Annotated in this window: 20 protein-coding genes; 18 read left to right on the plus strand and 2 right to left on the minus strand. The window is 65.6% G+C overall.

The annotated features are described in order from the left end of the window. Positions 1-2 precede the first annotated feature (2 nt). Both ABL844_RS07890 and ABL844_RS07895 read right to left on the minus strand, forming a co-directional pair. A complete protein-coding gene (locus ABL844_RS07890) occupies positions 3-776 on the minus strand; it encodes an SAM-dependent methyltransferase (protein WP_418119511.1) in 774 nt (257 codons plus the stop codon). Then, entirely contained in the window at positions 773-1,354 is a 582-nt protein-coding gene (locus ABL844_RS07895) for a Maf family protein (protein WP_418130944.1), read from the minus strand. The genes ABL844_RS07890 and ABL844_RS07895 overlap by 4 nt, the downstream gene beginning before the upstream one ends. A gap of 82 nt (positions 1,355-1,436) precedes the next feature. Between ABL844_RS07895 and ABL844_RS07900 the strand changes: the two genes are divergently transcribed. The 18 genes from ABL844_RS07900 to era all read left to right on the plus strand — a co-directional run bounded on the left by ABL844_RS07900 (position 1,437) and on the right by era (position 17,926). After that, positions 1,437-1,994 carry a YceD family protein gene (locus ABL844_RS07900; protein ID WP_184635500.1) on the plus strand — a complete coding sequence of 186 codons (558 nt, stop codon included), beginning with the start codon at positions 1,437-1,439 and terminating at the stop codon, positions 1,992-1,994. A gap of 173 nt (positions 1,995-2,167) precedes the next feature. Beyond that, positions 2,168-2,350 (plus strand): 50S ribosomal protein L32, encoded by a 183-nt coding sequence (gene rpmF, locus ABL844_RS07905; protein ID WP_007830466.1) that lies wholly within the window; start codon positions 2,168-2,170, stop codon positions 2,348-2,350. A 61-nt stretch (positions 2,351-2,411) separates the two neighbouring features. Continuing rightward, positions 2,412-3,509, plus strand: a complete 1,098-nt coding sequence (gene plsX, locus ABL844_RS07910) for a phosphate acyltransferase PlsX (RefSeq protein WP_126022639.1) — start codon at positions 2,412-2,414, stop codon at positions 3,507-3,509. After that, positions 3,509-4,486, plus strand: a complete 978-nt coding sequence (locus tag ABL844_RS07915) for a beta-ketoacyl-ACP synthase III (protein WP_126022640.1) — start codon at positions 3,509-3,511, stop codon at positions 4,484-4,486. Before plsX ends, ABL844_RS07915 begins: the two co-directional genes overlap by 1 nt. A 59-nt stretch (positions 4,487-4,545) precedes the next feature. After that, the gene (gene fabD, locus ABL844_RS07920; protein WP_126022641.1) at positions 4,546-5,499 is read left to right on the plus strand and encodes an ACP S-malonyltransferase; all 954 of its coding nucleotides are present in this window, start codon (positions 4,546-4,548) and stop codon (positions 5,497-5,499) included. 27 nt (positions 5,500-5,526) lie between these two features. Then, positions 5,527-6,270 carry a 3-oxoacyl-ACP reductase FabG gene (fabG, locus tag ABL844_RS07925; RefSeq protein WP_126022642.1) on the plus strand — a complete coding sequence of 248 codons (744 nt, stop codon included), beginning with the start codon at positions 5,527-5,529 and terminating at the stop codon, positions 6,268-6,270. Positions 6,271-6,369: 99 nt separating this feature from the next. After that, the gene (gene acpP / locus ABL844_RS07930; RefSeq protein WP_007830471.1) at positions 6,370-6,609 is read left to right on the plus strand and encodes an acyl carrier protein; all 240 of its coding nucleotides are present in this window, start codon (positions 6,370-6,372) and stop codon (positions 6,607-6,609) included. A 102-nt stretch (positions 6,610-6,711) separates the two neighbouring features. Then, positions 6,712-7,956 carry a beta-ketoacyl-ACP synthase II gene (gene fabF / locus ABL844_RS07935; RefSeq protein ID WP_019654120.1) on the plus strand — a complete coding sequence of 415 codons (1,245 nt, stop codon included), beginning with the start codon at positions 6,712-6,714 and terminating at the stop codon, positions 7,954-7,956. A gap of 13 nt (positions 7,957-7,969) precedes the next feature. Then, positions 7,970-8,452: a hypothetical protein gene (locus tag ABL844_RS07940; RefSeq protein WP_418130945.1), complete on the plus strand. Its 483-nt coding sequence runs from the start codon at positions 7,970-7,972 to the stop codon at positions 8,450-8,452. A gap of 10 nt (positions 8,453-8,462) precedes the next feature. Next, entirely contained in the window at positions 8,463-9,134 is a 672-nt protein-coding gene (rpoE, locus tag ABL844_RS07945; protein ID WP_126022645.1) for an RNA polymerase sigma factor RpoE, read from the plus strand. Positions 9,135-9,150: 16 nt separating this feature from the next. Beyond that, positions 9,151-9,828, plus strand: coding sequence for a sigma-E factor negative regulatory protein (locus ABL844_RS07950; RefSeq protein ID WP_418124991.1), 678 nt, complete (start codon positions 9,151-9,153; stop codon positions 9,826-9,828). A gap of 31 nt (positions 9,829-9,859) precedes the next feature. After that, on the plus strand, positions 9,860-10,939 hold the full coding sequence (locus tag ABL844_RS07955) for a MucB/RseB C-terminal domain-containing protein (RefSeq protein WP_184635508.1): 1,080 nt from the start codon (positions 9,860-9,862) through the stop codon (positions 10,937-10,939). A 93-nt stretch (positions 10,940-11,032) separates the two neighbouring features. Further along, a complete protein-coding gene (locus ABL844_RS07960; RefSeq protein WP_126022648.1) occupies positions 11,033-12,514 on the plus strand; it encodes a DegQ family serine endoprotease in 1,482 nt (493 codons plus the stop codon). Between the two features lie 521 nt (positions 12,515-13,035). Continuing rightward, positions 13,036-14,847 carry a translation elongation factor 4 gene (lepA, locus tag ABL844_RS07965; RefSeq protein ID WP_126022649.1) on the plus strand — a complete coding sequence of 604 codons (1,812 nt, stop codon included), beginning with the start codon at positions 13,036-13,038 and terminating at the stop codon, positions 14,845-14,847. 7 nt (positions 14,848-14,854) lie between these two features. Next, on the plus strand, positions 14,855-15,820 hold the full coding sequence (lepB, locus tag ABL844_RS07970) for a signal peptidase I (RefSeq protein WP_126022650.1): 966 nt from the start codon (positions 14,855-14,857) through the stop codon (positions 15,818-15,820). Between the two features lie 41 nt (positions 15,821-15,861). Next, positions 15,862-16,230 (plus strand): DUF4845 domain-containing protein, encoded by a 369-nt coding sequence (locus tag ABL844_RS07975; protein ID WP_126022651.1) that lies wholly within the window; start codon positions 15,862-15,864, stop codon positions 16,228-16,230. 17 nt (positions 16,231-16,247) lie between these two features. After that, positions 16,248-16,934: a ribonuclease III gene (gene rnc / locus ABL844_RS07980; RefSeq protein WP_126022652.1), complete on the plus strand. Its 687-nt coding sequence runs from the start codon at positions 16,248-16,250 to the stop codon at positions 16,932-16,934. A gap of 8 nt (positions 16,935-16,942) precedes the next feature. Further along, a complete protein-coding gene (gene era / locus ABL844_RS07985; protein ID WP_418130946.1) occupies positions 16,943-17,926 on the plus strand; it encodes a GTPase Era in 984 nt (327 codons plus the stop codon). Positions 17,927-18,050: the final 124 nt, after the last annotated feature.

Here is an 18,050-nt window from a genome sequence, read left to right on the forward strand (position 1 = left end):
CATCAGCGGCCGATCGCGAACACGGCGGGCAGGCGTTCGTCAGTGGTGGGCTGGGGCTTCGCGGCGCGCCAGGACTTGACCGTCTCGCTGCGCACGTGGGCGTTGGCGAGCGTCAGGCCGCGTGCCACGGCGAGGCGGGTGTTGTGCTGCAGCGTCTGCGTCAGTGCCTGCAGCAGTGCGGCGTTGCGATAGGGCGTCTCGATGAAGAGCTGCGTCTGCCCCGACTTGAGCGCCAGCGCCTCGAGCTCGCGGATGCGGGCCTGGCGCTCGCCGGCGTCCTGCGGCAGGTAGCCGACGAAGGCGAAGTTCTGGCCGTTGAGCCCGCTCGCGGCCAACGCAAGCAACAGGGAGACGGGGCCGGTCAGCGGCACCACGGCGAGGCCAAGGTCGTGCGCGGCGCGCGCTACCGACGAGCCCGGATCCGCCACCGCCGGCATACCGGCTTCGCTCAGCAGGCCGACATCGTGGCCTTCGAGCGCGGCGGCGAGCAGGGGGCGGGCGTCGAATTGCCCGGCATGGTCACCCTTCTTGTGCACTTCGCGCGGCAGTTCCTGGATGTTCTGCGCCTGCAGGGGCGCGGCGAGCGGCGCGACGGCGTCGATGCGCTTCAGGTAGGCGCGCGCGGACTTCGCGTTCTCGCAGATCCAGTGCGTGATGCCGGCGGCCGTCTGCAAGGTGCCCAAGGGCAGGGCATCCTGCAACGGGGCTTGAGCCTCGCAGCCGAAATCGAGCGGCGCGGGGACGAGATAGAGCTTGCCTTTTTCCTTCTGCGTCATAGGAGGTCGACCCCCGCGGCGCGCAGCATCTGGCAGGTTCTTATCAGTGGCAGGCCGACCAGCGCGGTCGGGTCGTCGCTGTCGATGGTGTTCAGCAGCGCGATGCCCAGGCCCTCGCTTTTGGCGCTGCCGGCGCAGTCGTAGGGCTGTTCGGCCTGCAGGTAGCGCTCGATGGCGGCGTCGCTGAGATCGCGGAACACCACGCGCACGGGGGCGATGTCGCGCTGGACGAAGCCCGTGGCCTTGCAGACGACGGCCACGGCGGTCTGGAAGATCAGCGTCTGGCCGCGCATGCGGCGCAGCTGGGCGGTGGCCCTGGCGTGGTCGCCGGGCTTGCCCAGCGCTTCGCCGGCGAGATCGGCCACCTGGTCCGAGCCGATGACCACGGCTTCGGGGAAACGGGCGGCCACGGCATTGGCCTTTTCGAGCGCGAGGCGGACGGCGAGGTCGTGCGGCGTTTCGCCGGGCAAGGGTGTTTCGTCCACTTCCGGCGAGTGCACGTCGAAGGGCAGGCGCAGGCGGGTGAGCAATTCGCGGCGATAGCGCGAGGTGGAAGCGAGGATCACTGTGCGTTGCATGCCGACGATTGTGCGTGAGCCGCCTAAAACCCTCAGGCATGTCCCATGCCGGCCGGATGGCTGGCGCGCTAGACTGGCGTGGATGAAGAGAGAATTCGCCCCCGAACGGCTCAATGTGCCCGGTTTCGCCGCCGCTGGCGCCACGATGGAAGCCGCAGATCCGGTTCCGAAATACGCACGCCTGGTCGCCGAACTGGCTGCTCCCGCTCCCGATGCGGTGGTGAACTGGACGGCCCACGGCGAAGACCGCCCCGGCGCGGATGGCAAGCCGGTGCCCTGGCTCCATCTGGAGGCCGAGGCCGTCGTGCCGCTGGTTTGCCAGCGCTGCCTGTCGCCTGTAGATACATCGCTTACCGTGGACCGCTGGTTCCGCTTCGTCGCCAACGAGGAGGTCGCCGAGGCGGAAGACGAGGAATCCGAGGAAGATTTGCTCGTCGTGAGCCGGGATTTCGACCTCCATACCCTCATCGAAGACGAGCTTCTGATGGAAATCCCCGTCATGCCGGCCCATGAGGTCTGTCCCACGCCGGTGCGGCTTTCGTCCAGCGACGAGGACTTCAAGGCCGCCGAAGAGGCCAAGCCGAACCCCTTTGCCGTGCTCGGTGCGTTGCGTTCGCGCAAGCCGGAAGAGGGAAAGTAGCCCTTTGCCTCAGGCTGGGCTATAATCATGGGCTTCGCGCGCGCCGCCGTGAGCAGCGATACACGAAACGACGACAGGGGCATTCCATACATGCCTCCGGGTTTTGCGGGTTTCGTTTATTGCCACCGCTTGAGCCCGCATCCAATCACCAACCTAACAGTCCAGGAGCCATCATGGCCGTCCAGCAAAACAAGAAGTCGCCTTCCAAGCGCGGCATGCACCGTTCCCACAATGCACTGGTCGTGCCCGGCATCGCCGTGGAGCCGACCACCGGCGAAACCCACCTGCGCCACCACATCAGCCCGAACGGTTTCTACCGTGGCCGCCAGGTTCTCAAGAACAAGTCCGAAGCCTGATCTCGCATCCCAAGGCCAAGGCCCGAAGCTACTTTTGCCGTAGCGTCGGGCCTTTGTTTTGATGGCTACGCCTTCTTTTTCCGAAAACACCGCTGCGCCTTCCGCAATCACGCTCGCCGTGGATTGCATGGGGGGTGATCATGGGCCGCGCGTCACGCTCGCGGCCTGCCGCGCGTTCCTCGAGCGGCACGGCGATGCCTCGTTGCTGCTTGTCGGCGCGCCGGCCGCGCTGGCCGGGTTTGCTGACCATCCGCGTGCCCGTATCGTCGCTGCGAGCGAAGTCGTGGGCATGGACGATCCAATCGAAATCGCCCTGCGCAAGAAGAAGGATTCTTCGATGCGCGTCGCAATCCAGCAGGTCAAGGACGGCGCCGCCCAGGCGGCCGTTTCCGCCGGCAATACCGGCGCCCTCATGGCGATCGCGCGCTACCTGCTCAAGACGCTGGAAGGCATCGACCGCCCGGCCATCGCGCCGCAGCTCCCCAATGCCAAGGGCGGAGCAACGACGGTGCTCGACCTCGGCGCCAACGTCGATTGCGATGCCGAAGACCTGCTTCAGTTTGCCGTGCTCGGCTCGGCCTTGGTCTCGGCGCTGACCGGCAACGAGGCGCCTTCGGTCGGCCTGCTCAATATTGGCGAGGAAGCCATCAAGGGCAGCGAAACGATCAAGAAAGCAAGCCAACTGCTGCGTACGGCCGCCAATTCCAAGGATCTGAACTTTTACGGCAACGTGGAAGGCAACGATATCTTCAAGGGCACGACCGACATTGTCGTCTGTGACGGTTTTGTCGGAAATGTGGCGCTCAAGGCCAGCGAAGGCGTCGCGTCGATGATCGGCGAGTTCATCCGGGTCGAATTCTCGCGAAGCCTTTTCACCAAAATTGCGGCAATTGTTGCTTATCCGGTCCTAAAAGCGTTTAAAAGTCGCTTGGATCATCGTCGCTACAACGGTGCCGCCTTGTTGGGCCTGCGTGGACTGGTTTTCAAGAGCCATGGCTCGGCTGACGAGGTGGCTTTCGGTCATGCGCTGGATCGCGCTTATGATGCCGCTCGCAACAACCTGCTCGATCGCGTGCGGGCCCGCATCGCCCACGCCGCGCCTTTGCTCGCGCGGCAGGAACCGGCGGCGCCGGTCGACGCGACAGCCCTTCACGTTTGATGACTCCTTATTCACGCATTACCGGCACCGGCAGCTACCTGCCTCCACGCCGCGTGACCAATGACGATCTCGCCAAGGATCTGGCTACGCGAGGCATCGAGACCTCCGACCAGTGGATCGTCGAGCGCACCGGTATTCACGCCCGGCATTTCGCCGCGCCGGATGTCACCAGCAGCGACCTCGGTCTCCAGGCGGCCCGGCACGCGCTGGAGGCGGCCGGCCGCAAGGCCAGCGACGTCGACCTGATCATCGTCGCGACTTCCACGCCGGACATGGTGTTTCCGTCGTCGGCAGCCATCCTCCAGAACAAGCTCGGCATTGCCGGCTGCCCGGCGTTCGACGTGCAGGCGGTCTGCAGCGGTTTCGTCTACGCGCTCACCGTCGCCGACGCGATGATCCGCACCGGCACCGCGCGCTGTGCGCTGGTGGTGGGCGCCGAAGTGTTCTCCCGCATCCTCGACTTCAACGACCGCACCACCTGCGTACTGTTCGGCGACGGCGCGGGCGCGGTGGTGCTCGAGGCCAGCGAGGAGCCCGGCATCCTGGCAAGCGACCTGCACGCCGACGGCAAGCACGTCGGCATTCTTTGCGTGCCGGGCCACGTTTCGGGCGGCAACGTGCTGGGCACGCCGCTGCTGCACATGGACGGCCAGGCCGTCTTCAAGCTCGCGGTCCGCGTGCTCGAAGAGGCGGCGCGTGCCACGCTGGCAAAGGCCGGCAAGGTAGACACCGACATCGACTGGCTCATCCCGCACCAAGCCAACATCCGCATCATGGAGGGCACCGCGAAGAAGCTGAGGCTTCCGCGCGAGAAGCTGATCGTCACGGTCAACGAGCACGGCAACACCTCCGCCGCCTCGATTCCGCTGGCGCTCGACGAGGCGGTGCGCTCGGGCAAGGTGAAGAAAGGCGAAACGCTCATGCTCGAGGGCGTGGGGGGCGGCTTCACCTGGGGCGCGGTGCTGTTGAATCTGTAGTTAGCTAGTGCGTTGCGGTGCCCCGGAAGGGGCCGGCAATGCGAGACGACGCGTAAACAATGAAATCCTTTGCATTTGTCTTTCCGGGGCAGGGCTCGCAGGCTGTCGGCATGCTCGACGCCTGGGGCGACCATCCGGCCGTGGCCGAAACGCTGCGTGAGGCGTCCGAGGCGCTCGGCGAAGATGTCGGCGCCCTGATCAAGAACGGCCCGAAGGAAGAGCTGGCGCTCACCACGAACACCCAGCCCGTGATGCTGGTGGCTGGTGTGGCCGCATGGCGCGCATGGCTGGCCGAGGGTGGCGCGAAGCCTTCCGTCGTGGCGGGGCATTCGCTCGGTGAGTATTCGGCGCTGGTTGCTTCGGGCGTGCTGACGCTGGCGCAGGCCGCGCCGCTGGTGCGCTTCCGTGCACAGGCGATGCAGCAGGCCGTGCCTGTGGGCGTCGGCGCGATGGCTGCCGTGCTTGGCATGGAGTCGGGCAAGGTGGTGGCTGGGTGTGCGGAAGCCACGGCCAGTTTCGGCGCCGGCAGCGCGGAAGTCGTTGAAGCGGTGAACTTCAACGACCCGGTGCAGACGGTGATCGCCGGCAGCAAAGCTGCGGTGGACAAAGCTTGCGAGCTGCTGAAGGCAAACGGCGCCAAGCGCGCGCTGCTGCTGCCGGTTTCGGCGCCTTTCCATTCGAGCCTGATGAAGCCCGCGGCGGAAGCGCTGCGCGAGAAGCTGGCTTCGGTCACGCTGGCTGCGCCGCAGATCCCTGTGCTGAACAACATCGACGTCGCCGTCGAAACCGACGCCGACCGCATCCGCGACGCCCTGGTGCGCCAGGCCGCTGGCCCGGTGCGTTGGGTCGAGAGCGTGCAGGCCTTGAAACTGCGCGGTGTAGCCGCCATCATCGAGTGCGGTCCCGGCAAGGTGCTGGCCGGCATGGTGAAGCGCATTGCCCCCGATCTGGAAGCCGCGTCGGTGTACGACCCGGCAACGCTCGCGGACACCCGACAATCGCTCGCCGGCTGACGGCGCCAAGGCCCCCATACTTTTCTTATGAGCATTCCCAAATTCGAAGGGCAGGTTGCCCTGGTCACCGGCGCGACGCGCGGCATCGGCGCGGCGATCGCGCTGGAGCTGGCCCAGCGCGGCCTCAAGGTCGTGGGCACCGGTACCACCGATGACGGCGCGGCCAAGATCACCGCGGCGCTGAGCGCGTACGACGGCCGCGGCCGCGCGCTGAACGTCAATGACGGCGCTGCCGTCGAGGCCCTGATCGACGAGATCGTGCAGGCATACGGCGCCATCCACGTGCTGGTGAACAACGCCGGCATCACGCGCGACACGCTCGCCATGCGCATGAAGGACAGCGACTGGGATGCGGTGCTCGACACCAATCTCAAGGCCGTCTTCTCGCTCTCGCGTGCGGTGATCCGCCCGATGATGAAGCAGCGCTACGGCCGCATCATCAGCATCACCAGCGTGGTGGGCGCTTCCGGCAATGCCGGCCAGGCCAACTACGCGGCCGCCAAGGCGGGCGTGGCGGGCATGACCCGTGCGCTGGCCCGCGAACTGGGCAGCCGGAACATCACCGTCAACTGCGTCGCCCCCGGTTTCATCGAGACCGACATGACGGCCAGCCTTCCCGAAGCCCAGCAACAGGCGCTGCTCCAGCAGATCCCGCTGGGCCACCTGGGCAAGCCGGCCGACATCGCGCACGCGGTGGCGTACCTCGCATCGCCCCAGGCGTCCTACGTCACGGGGCAGGAGCTGCACGTCAACGGCGGCATGCACATGTAGCCGCAAGGCGCAAGTTTTCTCCGTCCCGGGGGCACGGCAAATGCCACAATGCGCCCGGCTAAAATCCACCGATTACCTACAACCCTCAGAGGGAACCAAATGAGCGATATCGAAGCACGTGTCAAGAAAATCATCGCCGAGCAACTCGGCGTGGAAGAGTCCCAGGTGACGAACGAAAAGGCTTTCGTGGCTGACCTCGGCGCCGACTCTCTCGACACGGTCGAACTCGTGATGGCACTCGAAGACGAATTCGGCATCGAAATTCCCGACGAAGACGCCGAGAAGATCACCACGGTGCAAAACGCCGTCGACTACGCCACCAAGAATCAAAAGGCCTGATCGGCCAGCTGACAACAACATTGCAACTGCGGCCGGCGGCTTTTTCTTGAACCGCACGCGCCGACAGGCAACTGTTCAGCGCTTTCAGAAAGGTTTGCCGGCATGACCAAACGCCGCGTCGTCGTTACCGGACTCGGTTGCATCGCTCCTGTCGGAAACACCGTTGCCGAATCCTGGGCCAACCTGTTGGCCGGGAAGTCGGGCATTGCGAACATCACCGCGTTCGATGCAAGCGCCTTCGCCTGCAAGTTCGCAGGTGAGGTCAAGGGTTTCGACATCACCCAATACATCTCGGAGAAGGAAGCGCGTCACATGGACCGCTTCATTCATCTGGGGCTCGCCGCCGCCATCCAGGCGGTGCAGGACAGCGGACTGCCGACCGGCGAAGCGCTCTCCTATGAGCAGGCCGTGCGCATCGGCTGCAACATCGGCTCGGGCATCGGCGGCCTGCCGATGATCGAGGAAACGCACGGCGAGCTGATGAACCGCGGCCCGCGCCGGGTGTCGCCGTTCTTCGTGCCGGCTTCGATCATCAACATGATCTCGGGCCACGTCTCGATCAAGTACGGCTTCAAGGGCCCGAACATCGCGGTCGTGACCGCCTGCACCACCGGCCTGCATGCCATCGGCACCTCGGCTCGCATGATCGAGTACGGCGACGCCGACGTCATGATCGCCGGCGGCGCGGAATCGACGATCTCCCCGCTCGGCATCGGCGGCTTCACCGCGCCTCGCGCACTGAGCACCCGCAACGACGATCCGGCCACGGCCTCGCGCCCATGGGACAAGGACCGCGACGGCTTCGTGCTGGGCGAGGGCGCCGGCGTGCTGGTGCTCGAAGAATACGAACACGCCAAGGCGCGCGGCGCCAAGATCTACGCCGAGGTCGCGGGCTTCGGCCTGACGGGCGACGCGTATCACATGACCGCGCCCGACGTCGACGGCCCCCGCCGCTCGATGGCCATGGCGCTGTCGAACGCGGGCGTCAACGCCGACCAGGTGCAATACCTGAACGCGCACGGCACTTCCACGCAGATCGGCGACGTCAACGAGACCAATGCGGTCAAGCTGGCTTTCGGCGACCACGCGAAGAAGCTGGTCGTCAATTCGACCAAGTCCATGACCGGCCACCTGCTGGGCGGCGCGGGCGGCATCGAGTCGGTGTTCACCGTGATGGCGCTGCACGAGCAGAAGAGCCCTCCGACCATCAACATCTTCAACCAGGATCCGGAGTGCGATCTCGACTACTGCGCCAATGAGGCGCGCGATCTGAAGATCGATGTCGCGGTCAAGAACAACTTCGGCTTCGGCGGCACCAACGGCACGCTGGTGTTCAAGCGCGCTTGAGCGTCGCTCTGTCATGCACAGCGCGCCGTCGGTGACCTATCCGGTGGGGCGCTCGCGTGGCGCAACCCGGATTCTTGTCGTTCTCTGGGCGCTGGGGGCTCTTTGCGCAGGTGCGTCCTGCTATCTCTTCGATAGCGTCGGATGGCGTCATCTCCTGCTGGTTCTCAGTGTCGTGTTCGCGGGCGTCGCCGCGGGTTTCGGCCTGCGGCAAGAAGGCGCGGGCGTCCTGCACTTCGACGGCCTTTACTGGTCGCTGACAGGCAATCAGGCCTCCCGTGGCGTGCACGTCGCGCGTGCCTCCGTGGCGCTCGACTTCCAGTCGCTGATGCTGCTGCGCCTGAGCGAACCGGGCCGTGCCCGGCGCTGGATCTGGATCGAGCAGCGGGCCATGCCCGAGCGCTGGCGCGATCTGCGCCGCGCGGTATATTCGCGCCCCCCGGCCGCCATGCCCGCGGCCGACCCCTGGCGCGCGACAGCTCCGGCCGACGCGCCCTGAACCTTCTTCGATGACCACTTCCCCGCCCGTGCCGCCGGACTCCGGCCTGAACGACGCGCCCGCCGCGGCGGCGCGTCCGGGCGAGGTCGATTTCCAACTGGTCCAGCGCACCGTCGCAGGCGACCAGAAGGCCTTCGAACTGCTGGTCATCAAGTACCAGCGCCGCATCGAGCGCCTGATCGGGCGGATGGTGCGCGATGTCGACCTGATCGAGGACATCGCGCAGGAAACCTTCATTCGCGCCTACCGCGCCCTGCACCAGTTCCGCGGCGAAGCGCAGTTCTATACCTGGCTCTACCGGATCGCCGTCAACACCGCCAAGAAGGCGCTGGTGGACATGAAGCGCGATCCCACCGTCTCCGAGGCGGCTCTGAGGCCTTCTTCCGAGGATGAGGATGAAACTTACCGTCCCGGAAACGAACCAACCAGCGACGAAACCCCCGAATCGGTCATGGCGGCGAACGAAATCGCCGGCGCCGTCGAGGCAGCCATGGAAGCGCTCCCTGCCGAACTTCGGCAGGCGGTCACGCTGCGCGAGATCGAGGGCATGAGTTACGAAGAGATTGCCGAGGTCATGGATTGCCCTATCGGCACGGTGCGTTCGCGGATTTTCCGAGCGCGCGAGGCCATTTCGGCCAGGGTCAAGCCGTTGCTGGACAACCAGTCCGGCAAGCGTTGGTAGTAAGCAGGTGAATGAAATGAATCAGACGATGACGGTTCGGGAACAGGTGTCCGCACTTGCGGATGGTCATTTGCAGGGCGAGGCGTTCGCTCAGGCTATCGAGGCGATCGGCGCCGAAGGCGAGTCGCGCGCGACATGGCAGGCCTACCACGTGGTGGGCGACGTGCTGCGCTCGGGTTCGCATTCGCCGTGCAGCGACACCTCGGCCTTCCTGGCGCGCTTCCAGCAGCGGCTGGCGGCAGAGCCGGTGATGATGGCCCCGGTGGCGGAGCCCGTCGCCGTGGCCATGCCGGTCCAGCGCAGGGCGGAAGCGGCCAACGAGCCGGTGTTCCGCTGGAAGCTGGTGGCCGGCGCCGCATCGCTGATGGCCGTTGCCGCCATCAGCTGGACCCTGGTCGGCAACGGCTCGGCCGTGCCGCAGCAAGGCGGTGCTCAACTGGCTTCGGTGCAGCAGCAACAGCAGCCGGCACCGGCCGTGAACTCGGTGCTTGCCGCGGCCGCGGTCAACGGCCCCCAGGCCGTCGGCAACACGCTGACCCCGACCCGCGTGATCGTGGGCAACGGCAATCCGCAGGTCATGCTGCGCGACCCGCGCCTGGATCAACTCCTCGAAGCGCACCAGCAGGCCGGCGGCGCTTCGCAAATGCCCTCCGGCTTCCTGCGCAACGCCACTTTCGAGGGCCCGACGCGCTGATGAGCGCGAGCAGCACCCGTAGCCGCCCGTAATGACCGTTCCGATGCCGTTCTCCGCACGCGCCTTCGTGCTTGTGTTTGCTGCCTTCTGCCTCGCGCAGGCTGCCACCGCGCAGACCCGCTCGGGCACCGCGAATGCGAAGAGTGCGGCAACCGCGCAGACGGACGAGCCGCCCGCGATGAGCGTCACGGAGTGGCTGCAGCGCATGCACACCGGCGCCCGCCAGCGCAACTACGTGGGCACCTTCGTGGTGTCGGCGCCGGGCGGCGACCTTTCGAGCGCGCGCATCTGGCATGTGCGCGACGGCGAACACCAGATCGAGCGCATCGAAGCCCTGACCGGGCCGCCGCGCTCCACCTTCCGGCGCAATCGCAACGTCATGACCTTCCTGCCGGAGGCGAAGGTGGTGAAGGTCGAGAAGCGCGAGAACCTCGATCTCTTCCCGAATCTGCCGGACAAGCCCGATTCCTCGATCGGCGATTTCTACGACGTGCGCGCGATCGGCAAGGACCGCGTCGCCGGCTTCGATGCCGACGTGGTGCAGCTGGTGCCGCATGACGGATTGCGCTTCGGCTATCGCATCTGGAGCGAGCGCCGCTCGGGCCTCGTGGTGAAACTGCAGACCGTCGACAGCGACTCCCGCGTGGTGGAGCAGTCGGCTTTTTCCGAACTGCAGCTCGATGCGCCGGTGAAGGCGCAGGCGCTCGCGCAGATGATGTCCAACACCGCGGGATACCGGGTCGAGAAGCTCGAACTCGAACGCAGCAACGCGCAGGATGAAGGCTGGACCCTGCGCACGCCCGTGGCCGGATTCAAGCCCCGAAGCTTCTTCCGTCGTCCCACGACGGGTGACGACGGCGGCAAGGCAAAGCAGCAGGATGCCGCCACCGTCCAGTGGACCTTCTCCGACGGCCTGGCCTCGGTATCTCTCTTCATCGAACGCTACGACCCCGCGCGCTCGCCCCGCGACGGCGTGCTGACCATCGGCGCGACCAACGCGATCCGCCGCCGCTTGCCCGAGCCGGCCAGCGACTGGTGGCTGACCGCGGTCGGCGAAGTGCCCCAGCAGACGCTCAACGCATTCGCACAAAGCCTCGCGCGCACGCGCTGACGGGCCCGAGAAGCGCCAATTGCGCTGAACCAAGCCCGCGCAGCAGACTCATAGACCTGTTTTTCGCCGCTCTGTTCTTTTGAAAGAAAGCCGATGATCTTCAAAGTCGAGGGACACAAGTTTCGTTCCGGCCTGCTGGCATGCGCACTCGCACTGACCGCCAGCGCCACATTCCTTCCCGTCGAGCCTGTTCACGCGCAGACGCGCACGCTGCCCGACTTCACCGATCTGGTCGATCAGGTCGGTCCCTCCGTCGTCAACATCCGCACCGTCGAGAAGGTGGCGCAGCGCGGTGGCAACGGCGAGATGGACGAGGAAATGCAGGAGTTCTTCCGCCGCTTCTTCGGCCAGCCGCTGCCGGGCCAGCCGCGACAGGGGCCGCGCCAGAACCGTCCGCAGCAGCCGCAGGAAGAAGAGCGTCCGCGTGGTGTGGGCTCCGGCTTCATCCTCACGCCCGACGGCTACGTGATGACCAATGCGCACGTGGTCGAAGACGCCTCCGAGGTGTTGGTCACGTTGCCCGACAAGCGCGAGTTCAAGGCCAAGATCGTCGGCGCCGACAAGCGCACCGACGTCGCCGTCGTGAAGATCGAGGCGACCGGCCTGCCGGCGGTGAAGGTCGGCGACATCTCCAGGCTGCGCGTGGGCGAGTGGGTGATGGCCATCGGCTCGCCCTTCGGCCTCGAGAACACCGTCACCGCCGGCATCGTGAGCGCCAAGCAGCGCGACACCGGCGAATACCTGCCGTTCATCCAGACCGACGTGGCCATCAACCCGGGCAATTCGGGTGGTCCGCTCATCAACATGCGCGGCGAGGTGGTCGGCATCAACAGCCAGATCTACTCGCGCTCGGGCGGCTTCATGGGCATCTCGTTCTCGATTCCGATCGACGAGGCGATCCGCGTGAGCGACCAGCTGCGCACGTCGGGCCGCGTTTCGCGTGGCCGCATCGGCGTGCAGATCGACCAGGTCACGAAGGACGTGGCCGAGGCCATCGGCCTGGGCAAGCCGCAGGGCGCGCTGGTACGCGGCGTCGAGGCGGGCTCGCCGGGCGAGAAGGCCGGCGTGGAGCCGGGCGACGTGATCACCAAGTTCGACGGCAAGGCCATCGAGAAGCCGAGCGACCTGCCGCGCCTGGTGGGCAACACCAAGCCGGGCACGAAGAGCACGCTCACCGTGTTCCGGCGCGGCGCCTCGCGCGACCTCAGCGTGACCATCGCCGAGATCGAGCCCGACAAGCCCAGCAAGCGTGCGAGCGATCGCGACGAGCCGGCGCAGAAGCCGCCGGCATCCGCCGCCGCCAAGTCGCTGGGGCTGGCCGTGAGCGACCTCACCGATGCGCAGAAGAAGGAGCTGAAGGTGAAGGGCGGCGTGAAGGTCGATGCAGCCAGCGACGCCGCGGCCCGTGCGGGCCTGCGCGAGGGCGACATCATCATGGCTGTCGGCAATGTCGATGTATCGAACGCGCGGGAGTTCGAGTCGGCCGTTGCCAAGTCCGACAAGAGCAAGCCGCTCAGCGTGCTCTTCCGCCGTGGCGACTGGGCGCAGTACGCGCTGATCCGGCAGACACGCTGACCGGCTCTGGCGTCAAGTGGCCCCACCCGGTAGTCGGGTTTGGGGCCGTTTTTTTGAGGTGTTTACGACGTTCCGGCGCCGGCCTCCAAAAAAATCCGGCGGACTGAAAACGCTGATTTTGGTTTGCGCCTACTAACTTTCAGAAGGGCTAAGGACGGTTTTCGGTAGAATAAGGCACTCTCGGCGGCTGGTCGGCGCATAAGGAATGCCCCGACCTTCACCATGCGAGATGCCAGCTGGCAGTCCACCGGTGCTCCACAGATCGCCCACAAGTTGTTCAGTAACTGCTCTACCGATCCTGTGGATAACCTGTTTGTATCTTTGATGTTGTGGACCTGCAACGACCCTTTTGGACCCCGTTCCCGGATGTACGCGCTTCCCTTTTTGCCTACAATGAAGCTCCAACTACTGCAGTTGCCATTGCTTGTTGGTTCAGGGCGCGTCTCCAGAAGACGCGCCCTTTTTTCTTGCCTGTAGCACTCTGCGTACGAGCCAATTCAAGTACTTAAGCGTTCCCGTTGATGAATCACATCAGAAATTTTTCGATCATTGCGCACATCGACCATGGCAAGTCGACGCTCGCAGACCGTTTGATCCAACGTTGCGGCGGCCTCGCGGAGCGCGAGATGGAAGCGCAGGTCCTCGACTCGATGGACATCGAAAAAGAGCGTGGGATAACCATCAAGGCGCAGACGGCTGCGCTGCAGTACAAGGCGCTCGACGGCAAGGTCTACAACCTCAATCTGATCGACACGCCGGGCCACGTCGACTTCTCGTATGAAGTGAGCCGCTCGCTGTCCGCATGCGAAGGCGCGCTGCTCGTCGTCGATGCATCGCAGGGCGTCGAAGCGCAGACGGTGGCCAACTGCTACACCGCGCTCGACCTCGGCGTCGAGGTGGTGCCGGTGCTCAACAAGATGGACCTGCCGCAGGCCGACCCCGACACGGCGAAGGCCGAGATCGAGGACGTGATCGGCATCGACGCGAGCGATGCGATCCCGTGCTCCGCGAAGACCGGCATGGGCATCGACGAGATCCTGGAGGCGATCGTCGCGAAGGTGCCGGCACCGCGCGGCAATCCGGAAGGCGCACTGCGCGCGATGATCATCGACAGCTGGTTCGACGCCTACGTCGGCGTGGTCATGCTGGTGCGCGTGGTCGACGGGCGCCTCGCCAAGGGCGACCGCATCAAGATGATGGCGACCGGCGCGAGCTACAACGCCGACAACCTCGGCGTGTTCACGCCCGCCAACCAGCCGCGCGAAGCGCTCGAGGCAGGCGAGGTGGGCTACATCATCGCCGGCATCAAGGAGTTGCAGGCGGCCAAGGTGGGCGACACCGTCACGCTGATCAAAGGGGGCACTGGCGGCGCGGCCTTCACCGCCACCGAGCCGCTGCCGGGCTTCAAGGAAATCCAGCCGCAGGTCTTCGCCGGGCTCTACCCGACCGAGGCCAGCGAGTACGACTCGCTGCGCGACGCGCTCGAGAAGCTCAAGCTGAACGACGCCTCGCTGCACTACGAGCCCGAGGTCAGCCAGGCGCTGGGCTTCGGCTTCCGCTGCGGCTTCCTCGGCCTGCTGCACATGGAGATCGTGCAGGAGCGCCTGGAGCGCGAGTTCGACCAGGACCTGATCACGACCGCGCCGAGCGTGGTCTACCAGGTGCTCAAGAACGACGGCGAGGTCATCATGGTCGAGAACCCGTCCAAGATGCCCGACATCGGCCGCATGGCCGAAATCCGCGAGCCGATCGTCACGGTGCATCTCTACATGCCTCAGGACTACGTCGGCCCGGTGATGACGCTGGCCAACCAGAAGCGCGGCGTGCAGATCAACATGGCCTACCACGGCCGCCAGGTCATGCTGACCTACGAGATGCCGCTCGGCGAGATCGTGCTCGACTTCTTCGACAAGCTCAAATCGGTGAGCCGCGGCTACGCCTCGATGGACTATGAGTTCAAGGAGTACCGCGCCTCCGACGTGGTGAAGGTCGACATCCTGCTCAATGGCGACAAGGTCGACGCGCTGTCGATCATCGTGCACCGCAGCCAGTCGCAGTTCCGCGGCCGCGCGGTGGTCTCGAAGATGCGCGAGATCATCTCGCGCCAGATGTACGACGTCGCGATCCAGGCGGCCATCGGGGCCAACATCATTGCGCGTGAGACAATCAAGGCCCTTCGCAAGAACGTTCTGGCGAAGTGCTACGGCGGCGACATCACCCGCAAGAAGAAGCTGCTCGAGAAGCAGAAGGCGGGCAAGAAAAGAATGAAGCAGATCGGCTCCGTCGAGGTCCCGCAAGAGGCCTTCCTCGCCATCCTGCAAGTCGAAGACTGATCGAAAAATGGCATTCATCACCTCCCTGGTCCTCGCGGCCTTCGCCGCCTACGTCGGCGCCTGGTACTTCAACGTGATCGAGGGCAACTTCGCCTTGCTGCTGTTCCTGGCGACGGTGGTCACCGGCCTCTACTGGCTGGCCGAGCGCTTCTACTTCCTGCCGCGGCGCGAGCAGGCCGCCGCGAAGCTCGAAGCCTCGCTGGCCGAGCGCAACGCGCGCCTGGCGGGGCAGGGCATCAACCAGGTCGACACGGTCGACGCCAAGGCGAGCGAGCGGCTGCTGATGCAGCCCTGGTGGCTCGACTGGACCGCCGGCCTGTTCCCGGTGATCCTGGTGGTGTTCCTGCTGCGCTCGTTCCTCTACGAGCCCTTCAAGATCCCGTCGGGCTCGATGATGCCCACGCTGCTGACCGGCGACCTGATCCTGGTCAACAAGTTCACCTACGGCCTGCGCCTGCCGGTCATCAACACCAAGATCACCGAAGGCACGCCGCTGGCGCGCGGCGACGTGGTGGTGTTCCGCTACCCGCCCAAGCCGAGCATGGACTACATCAAGCGCGTGGTCGGCATTCCGGGCGACGAGGTCGCCTACCTGAACAAGAAGCTCACGATCAACGGCCAGCCGGTCTCCAAGGTGGCTGCCGCCGACTACCTCGACGGCGAATCGATGCGCCTGCTCAAGCAGTTCGACGAGAACCTGGGCGGCAAACAGCACAAGATCCTCAACGACGATGCCTCGCCGGCATTCGTGCCCGGCGCCAGCGACTTCCCGTTCCGCGAAAACTGCCGCTACTCGGTCGAAGGCGTTGTCTGCAAGGTGCCGCCTGGCAACTATTTCATGATGGGCGACAACCGCGATAATTCGGCCGACTCGCGTTTCTGGGGATTCGTGCCGGACAAGAACATCGTGGGCAGGGCCTTCTTCGTCTGGATGAATTTCGGCGACCTGGGACGCATCGGTCCGTTTCAATAAACAAGCGTTCATCGCAAGCACAGTTCGAGGGGTATGAGGGCATGAGAGCACATCGGTCCGTTCGCAGCAGCGCTGCGCAGCAACGTGGCATTTCGTTCATCGGCTTGGTGTTCGTCGCGGCCGTGCTCGGGTGCCTGGGCGTGGTCATCGCACAGGTCATTCCGACGCTGATCGAATGGCAGGCCATCGACAAGGCCGCAAACAAGGCCAAGGAGGGCACCACGGTGCCCGAGGTGCGCGCCATCTTCGATCGCGCCCAGGCCATCGACGACTTCAAGTCGGTCAGCGGCAAGGACCTCGAAATCAAGAAGGTCGGCGACAAGGTGGTGGTTTCGTACTCGTACGAGCGCGAGATCCCGCTCTTCGGCCCGGCCTACCTCACGCTCAAGTACAAGGGCGAAACCCGCTGAACACGGCACCCAAAAAGGTGGACGGCAGCCTGGCCGCGTTGCAGGCGCGCCTGCAGCACACCTTCTCCGATCCGCGGCTGCTGCAGCTCGCGCTCACGCACCGCAGCTTCTCGGCCGACCACAACGAGCGCCTCGAATTCCTCGGCGACTCGGTGCTGAACCTGGCGGTCTCGCACCTGCTCTACCAGCGCCTGTCGGCGCTGCCCGAGGGCGACCTTTCGCGCGTGCGGGCCAACCTTGTCAAACAGGACACCCTGCATCGCCTGGCCGTAGGGCTGGCACTGTCACCGCTGCTGCGGCTTGGCGAAGGCGAAGCGCGCTCGGGCGGGCCGAACCGGCCGTCGATCCTGGCCGATGCGCTGGAAGCACTGATCGGTGCCGTTTATCTCGATGCGGGCTTCGCCGCCGCCCAGGCGCTGGTGCACCGGCTCTACGAGTCGGTCGAGATCAACCCGCGCATGGAAGCCGCGGCCAAGGACCCGAAGACCGAATTGCAGGAATGGCTGCAGGGTCACAAAATGAAGCTGCCGGTGTACCGCGTGGCCGCCACACTGGGCGCGGCGCACAAGCAGACTTTCGATGTCGAGTGCGAGGTGCCCGAGCTGGGCTTTCGCGAACGCGGCATCGGCGGCTCGCGCCGCGCCGGCGAGCAGGCTGCCGCGGCGGCCATGTTGATCCGGCTCAAGGCACGCGGCGGCGCGTGAAATCCAGAATGAACGATGTTATCAATCCCGTAGCGGAACCCGAAGATGCCGAAGGCGGCGAGGGTGCCGCTGGTTCCCAAGGCCACCAAGGCCCCCAGCACTGCGGCCTCATCGCCATCGTCGGCAAGCCCAACGTGGGCAAGTCGACGCTGCTCAACGCCCTGGTCGGCCAGAAGATCAGCATCACCTCGCGCAAGGCGCAGACCACGCGCCACCGCATCACCGGCATGCGCACGCTGGGCGCCACGCAGTTCGTGTTCGTCGACACGCCGGGCTTCCAGACCCTGCACGCCAACGCGCTGAACAAGTCGCTCAACAAGACCGTGCAGGGCGCGGTCGGCGACGTGGACCTGATCCTGTTCGTGGTCGAGGCCGGCAGCTTCACCCAGGCCGACGAGCGCGTGCTCAAGCTGCTCGGCAAGGGCATTCCGACGGTGCTGCTGGCCAACAAGCTCGACAACGTGCACCGCCGGGGCGACATCGCGCCCTGGCTGAAGAGCATGCAGGAGAAGCACGAGTTCGCCGAGTACGTGCCGATGTCGGCCAAGAACCCGAAGGACGTCGAGCGCCTGTTCGGCATCTGCGAGAAATACCTGCCCGAGCAGCCCTGGTTCTACGACGAGGACGAGCTGACCGACCGCAGCGAGAAGTTCCTCGCCGGCGAGCTGGTGCGCGAGAAGCTGTTCCGCCTGACCGGCGACGAACTGCCCTACACCTCCACCGTCGTCATCGACAAGTTCGACGAGGAGCCGCCCCAGAAGAAGGGCCAGAAGCGCCTGCTGCGCATCGCCGCCACCATCGTGGTCGAGCGCGACGGCCACAAGGCCATGGTGATCGGAGACAAGGGCGAGCGCATCAAGCGCATTGGCATGGAAACCCGCGTCGAGCTCGAGAAGCTGGCCGATGCCAAGGTGTTCCTCGAGCTGTGGGTGAAGGTGCGCTCCGGCTGGGCCGACGACGAAGCGCGCGTGCGTTCCTTCGGCTACGAATAAACAGGCAAACCCCCAGGCTTGCTCGCTTCGCGTAGCCGCCAACCCCCTTGCAGGGGGCAACGCCAGCGGCCCGGCAAAGCCGGTTCCGCGACGTTTGCCGGCCTGAAGCCTCGATGCTCGACTG

The sequence above is a fragment of the Variovorax sp. 278MFTsu5.1 genome (assembly GCF_048305045.1).
GTDB lineage: Bacteria > Pseudomonadota > Gammaproteobacteria > Burkholderiales > Burkholderiaceae_C > Variovorax > Variovorax guangxiensis.

Coding starts and splice junctions, on each gene's coding strand:
- ABL844_RS07890 (WP_418119511.1), bottom strand. CDS start 776: ATGACGCAGAAGGAAAAAGGCAAGCTCTATCTCGTCCCCGCGCCGCTC.
- ABL844_RS07895 (WP_418130944.1), bottom strand. CDS start 1,354: ATGCAACGCACAGTGATCCTCGCTTCCACCTCGCGCTATCGCCGCGAA.
- ABL844_RS07900 (WP_184635500.1), top strand. CDS start 1,437: ATGAAGAGAGAATTCGCCCCCGAACGGCTCAATGTGCCCGGTTTCGCC.
- rpmF (WP_007830466.1), top strand. CDS start 2,168: ATGGCCGTCCAGCAAAACAAGAAGTCGCCTTCCAAGCGCGGCATGCAC.
- plsX (WP_126022639.1), top strand. CDS start 2,412: ATGGCTACGCCTTCTTTTTCCGAAAACACCGCTGCGCCTTCCGCAATC.
- ABL844_RS07915 (WP_126022640.1), top strand. CDS start 3,509: ATGACTCCTTATTCACGCATTACCGGCACCGGCAGCTACCTGCCTCCA.
- fabD (WP_126022641.1), top strand. CDS start 4,546: ATGAAATCCTTTGCATTTGTCTTTCCGGGGCAGGGCTCGCAGGCTGTC.
- fabG (WP_126022642.1), top strand. CDS start 5,527: ATGAGCATTCCCAAATTCGAAGGGCAGGTTGCCCTGGTCACCGGCGCG.
- acpP (WP_007830471.1), top strand. CDS start 6,370: ATGAGCGATATCGAAGCACGTGTCAAGAAAATCATCGCCGAGCAACTC.
- fabF (WP_019654120.1), top strand. CDS start 6,712: ATGACCAAACGCCGCGTCGTCGTTACCGGACTCGGTTGCATCGCTCCT.
- ABL844_RS07940 (WP_418130945.1), top strand. CDS start 7,970: ATGCACAGCGCGCCGTCGGTGACCTATCCGGTGGGGCGCTCGCGTGGC.
- rpoE (WP_126022645.1), top strand. CDS start 8,463: ATGACCACTTCCCCGCCCGTGCCGCCGGACTCCGGCCTGAACGACGCG.
- ABL844_RS07950 (WP_418124991.1), top strand. CDS start 9,151: ATGAATCAGACGATGACGGTTCGGGAACAGGTGTCCGCACTTGCGGAT.
- ABL844_RS07955 (WP_184635508.1), top strand. CDS start 9,860: ATGACCGTTCCGATGCCGTTCTCCGCACGCGCCTTCGTGCTTGTGTTT.
- ABL844_RS07960 (WP_126022648.1), top strand. CDS start 11,033: ATGATCTTCAAAGTCGAGGGACACAAGTTTCGTTCCGGCCTGCTGGCA.
- lepA (WP_126022649.1), top strand. CDS start 13,036: ATGAATCACATCAGAAATTTTTCGATCATTGCGCACATCGACCATGGC.
- lepB (WP_126022650.1), top strand. CDS start 14,855: ATGGCATTCATCACCTCCCTGGTCCTCGCGGCCTTCGCCGCCTACGTC.
- ABL844_RS07975 (WP_126022651.1), top strand. CDS start 15,862: ATGAGAGCACATCGGTCCGTTCGCAGCAGCGCTGCGCAGCAACGTGGC.
- era (WP_418130946.1), top strand. CDS start 16,943: ATGAACGATGTTATCAATCCCGTAGCGGAACCCGAAGATGCCGAAGGC.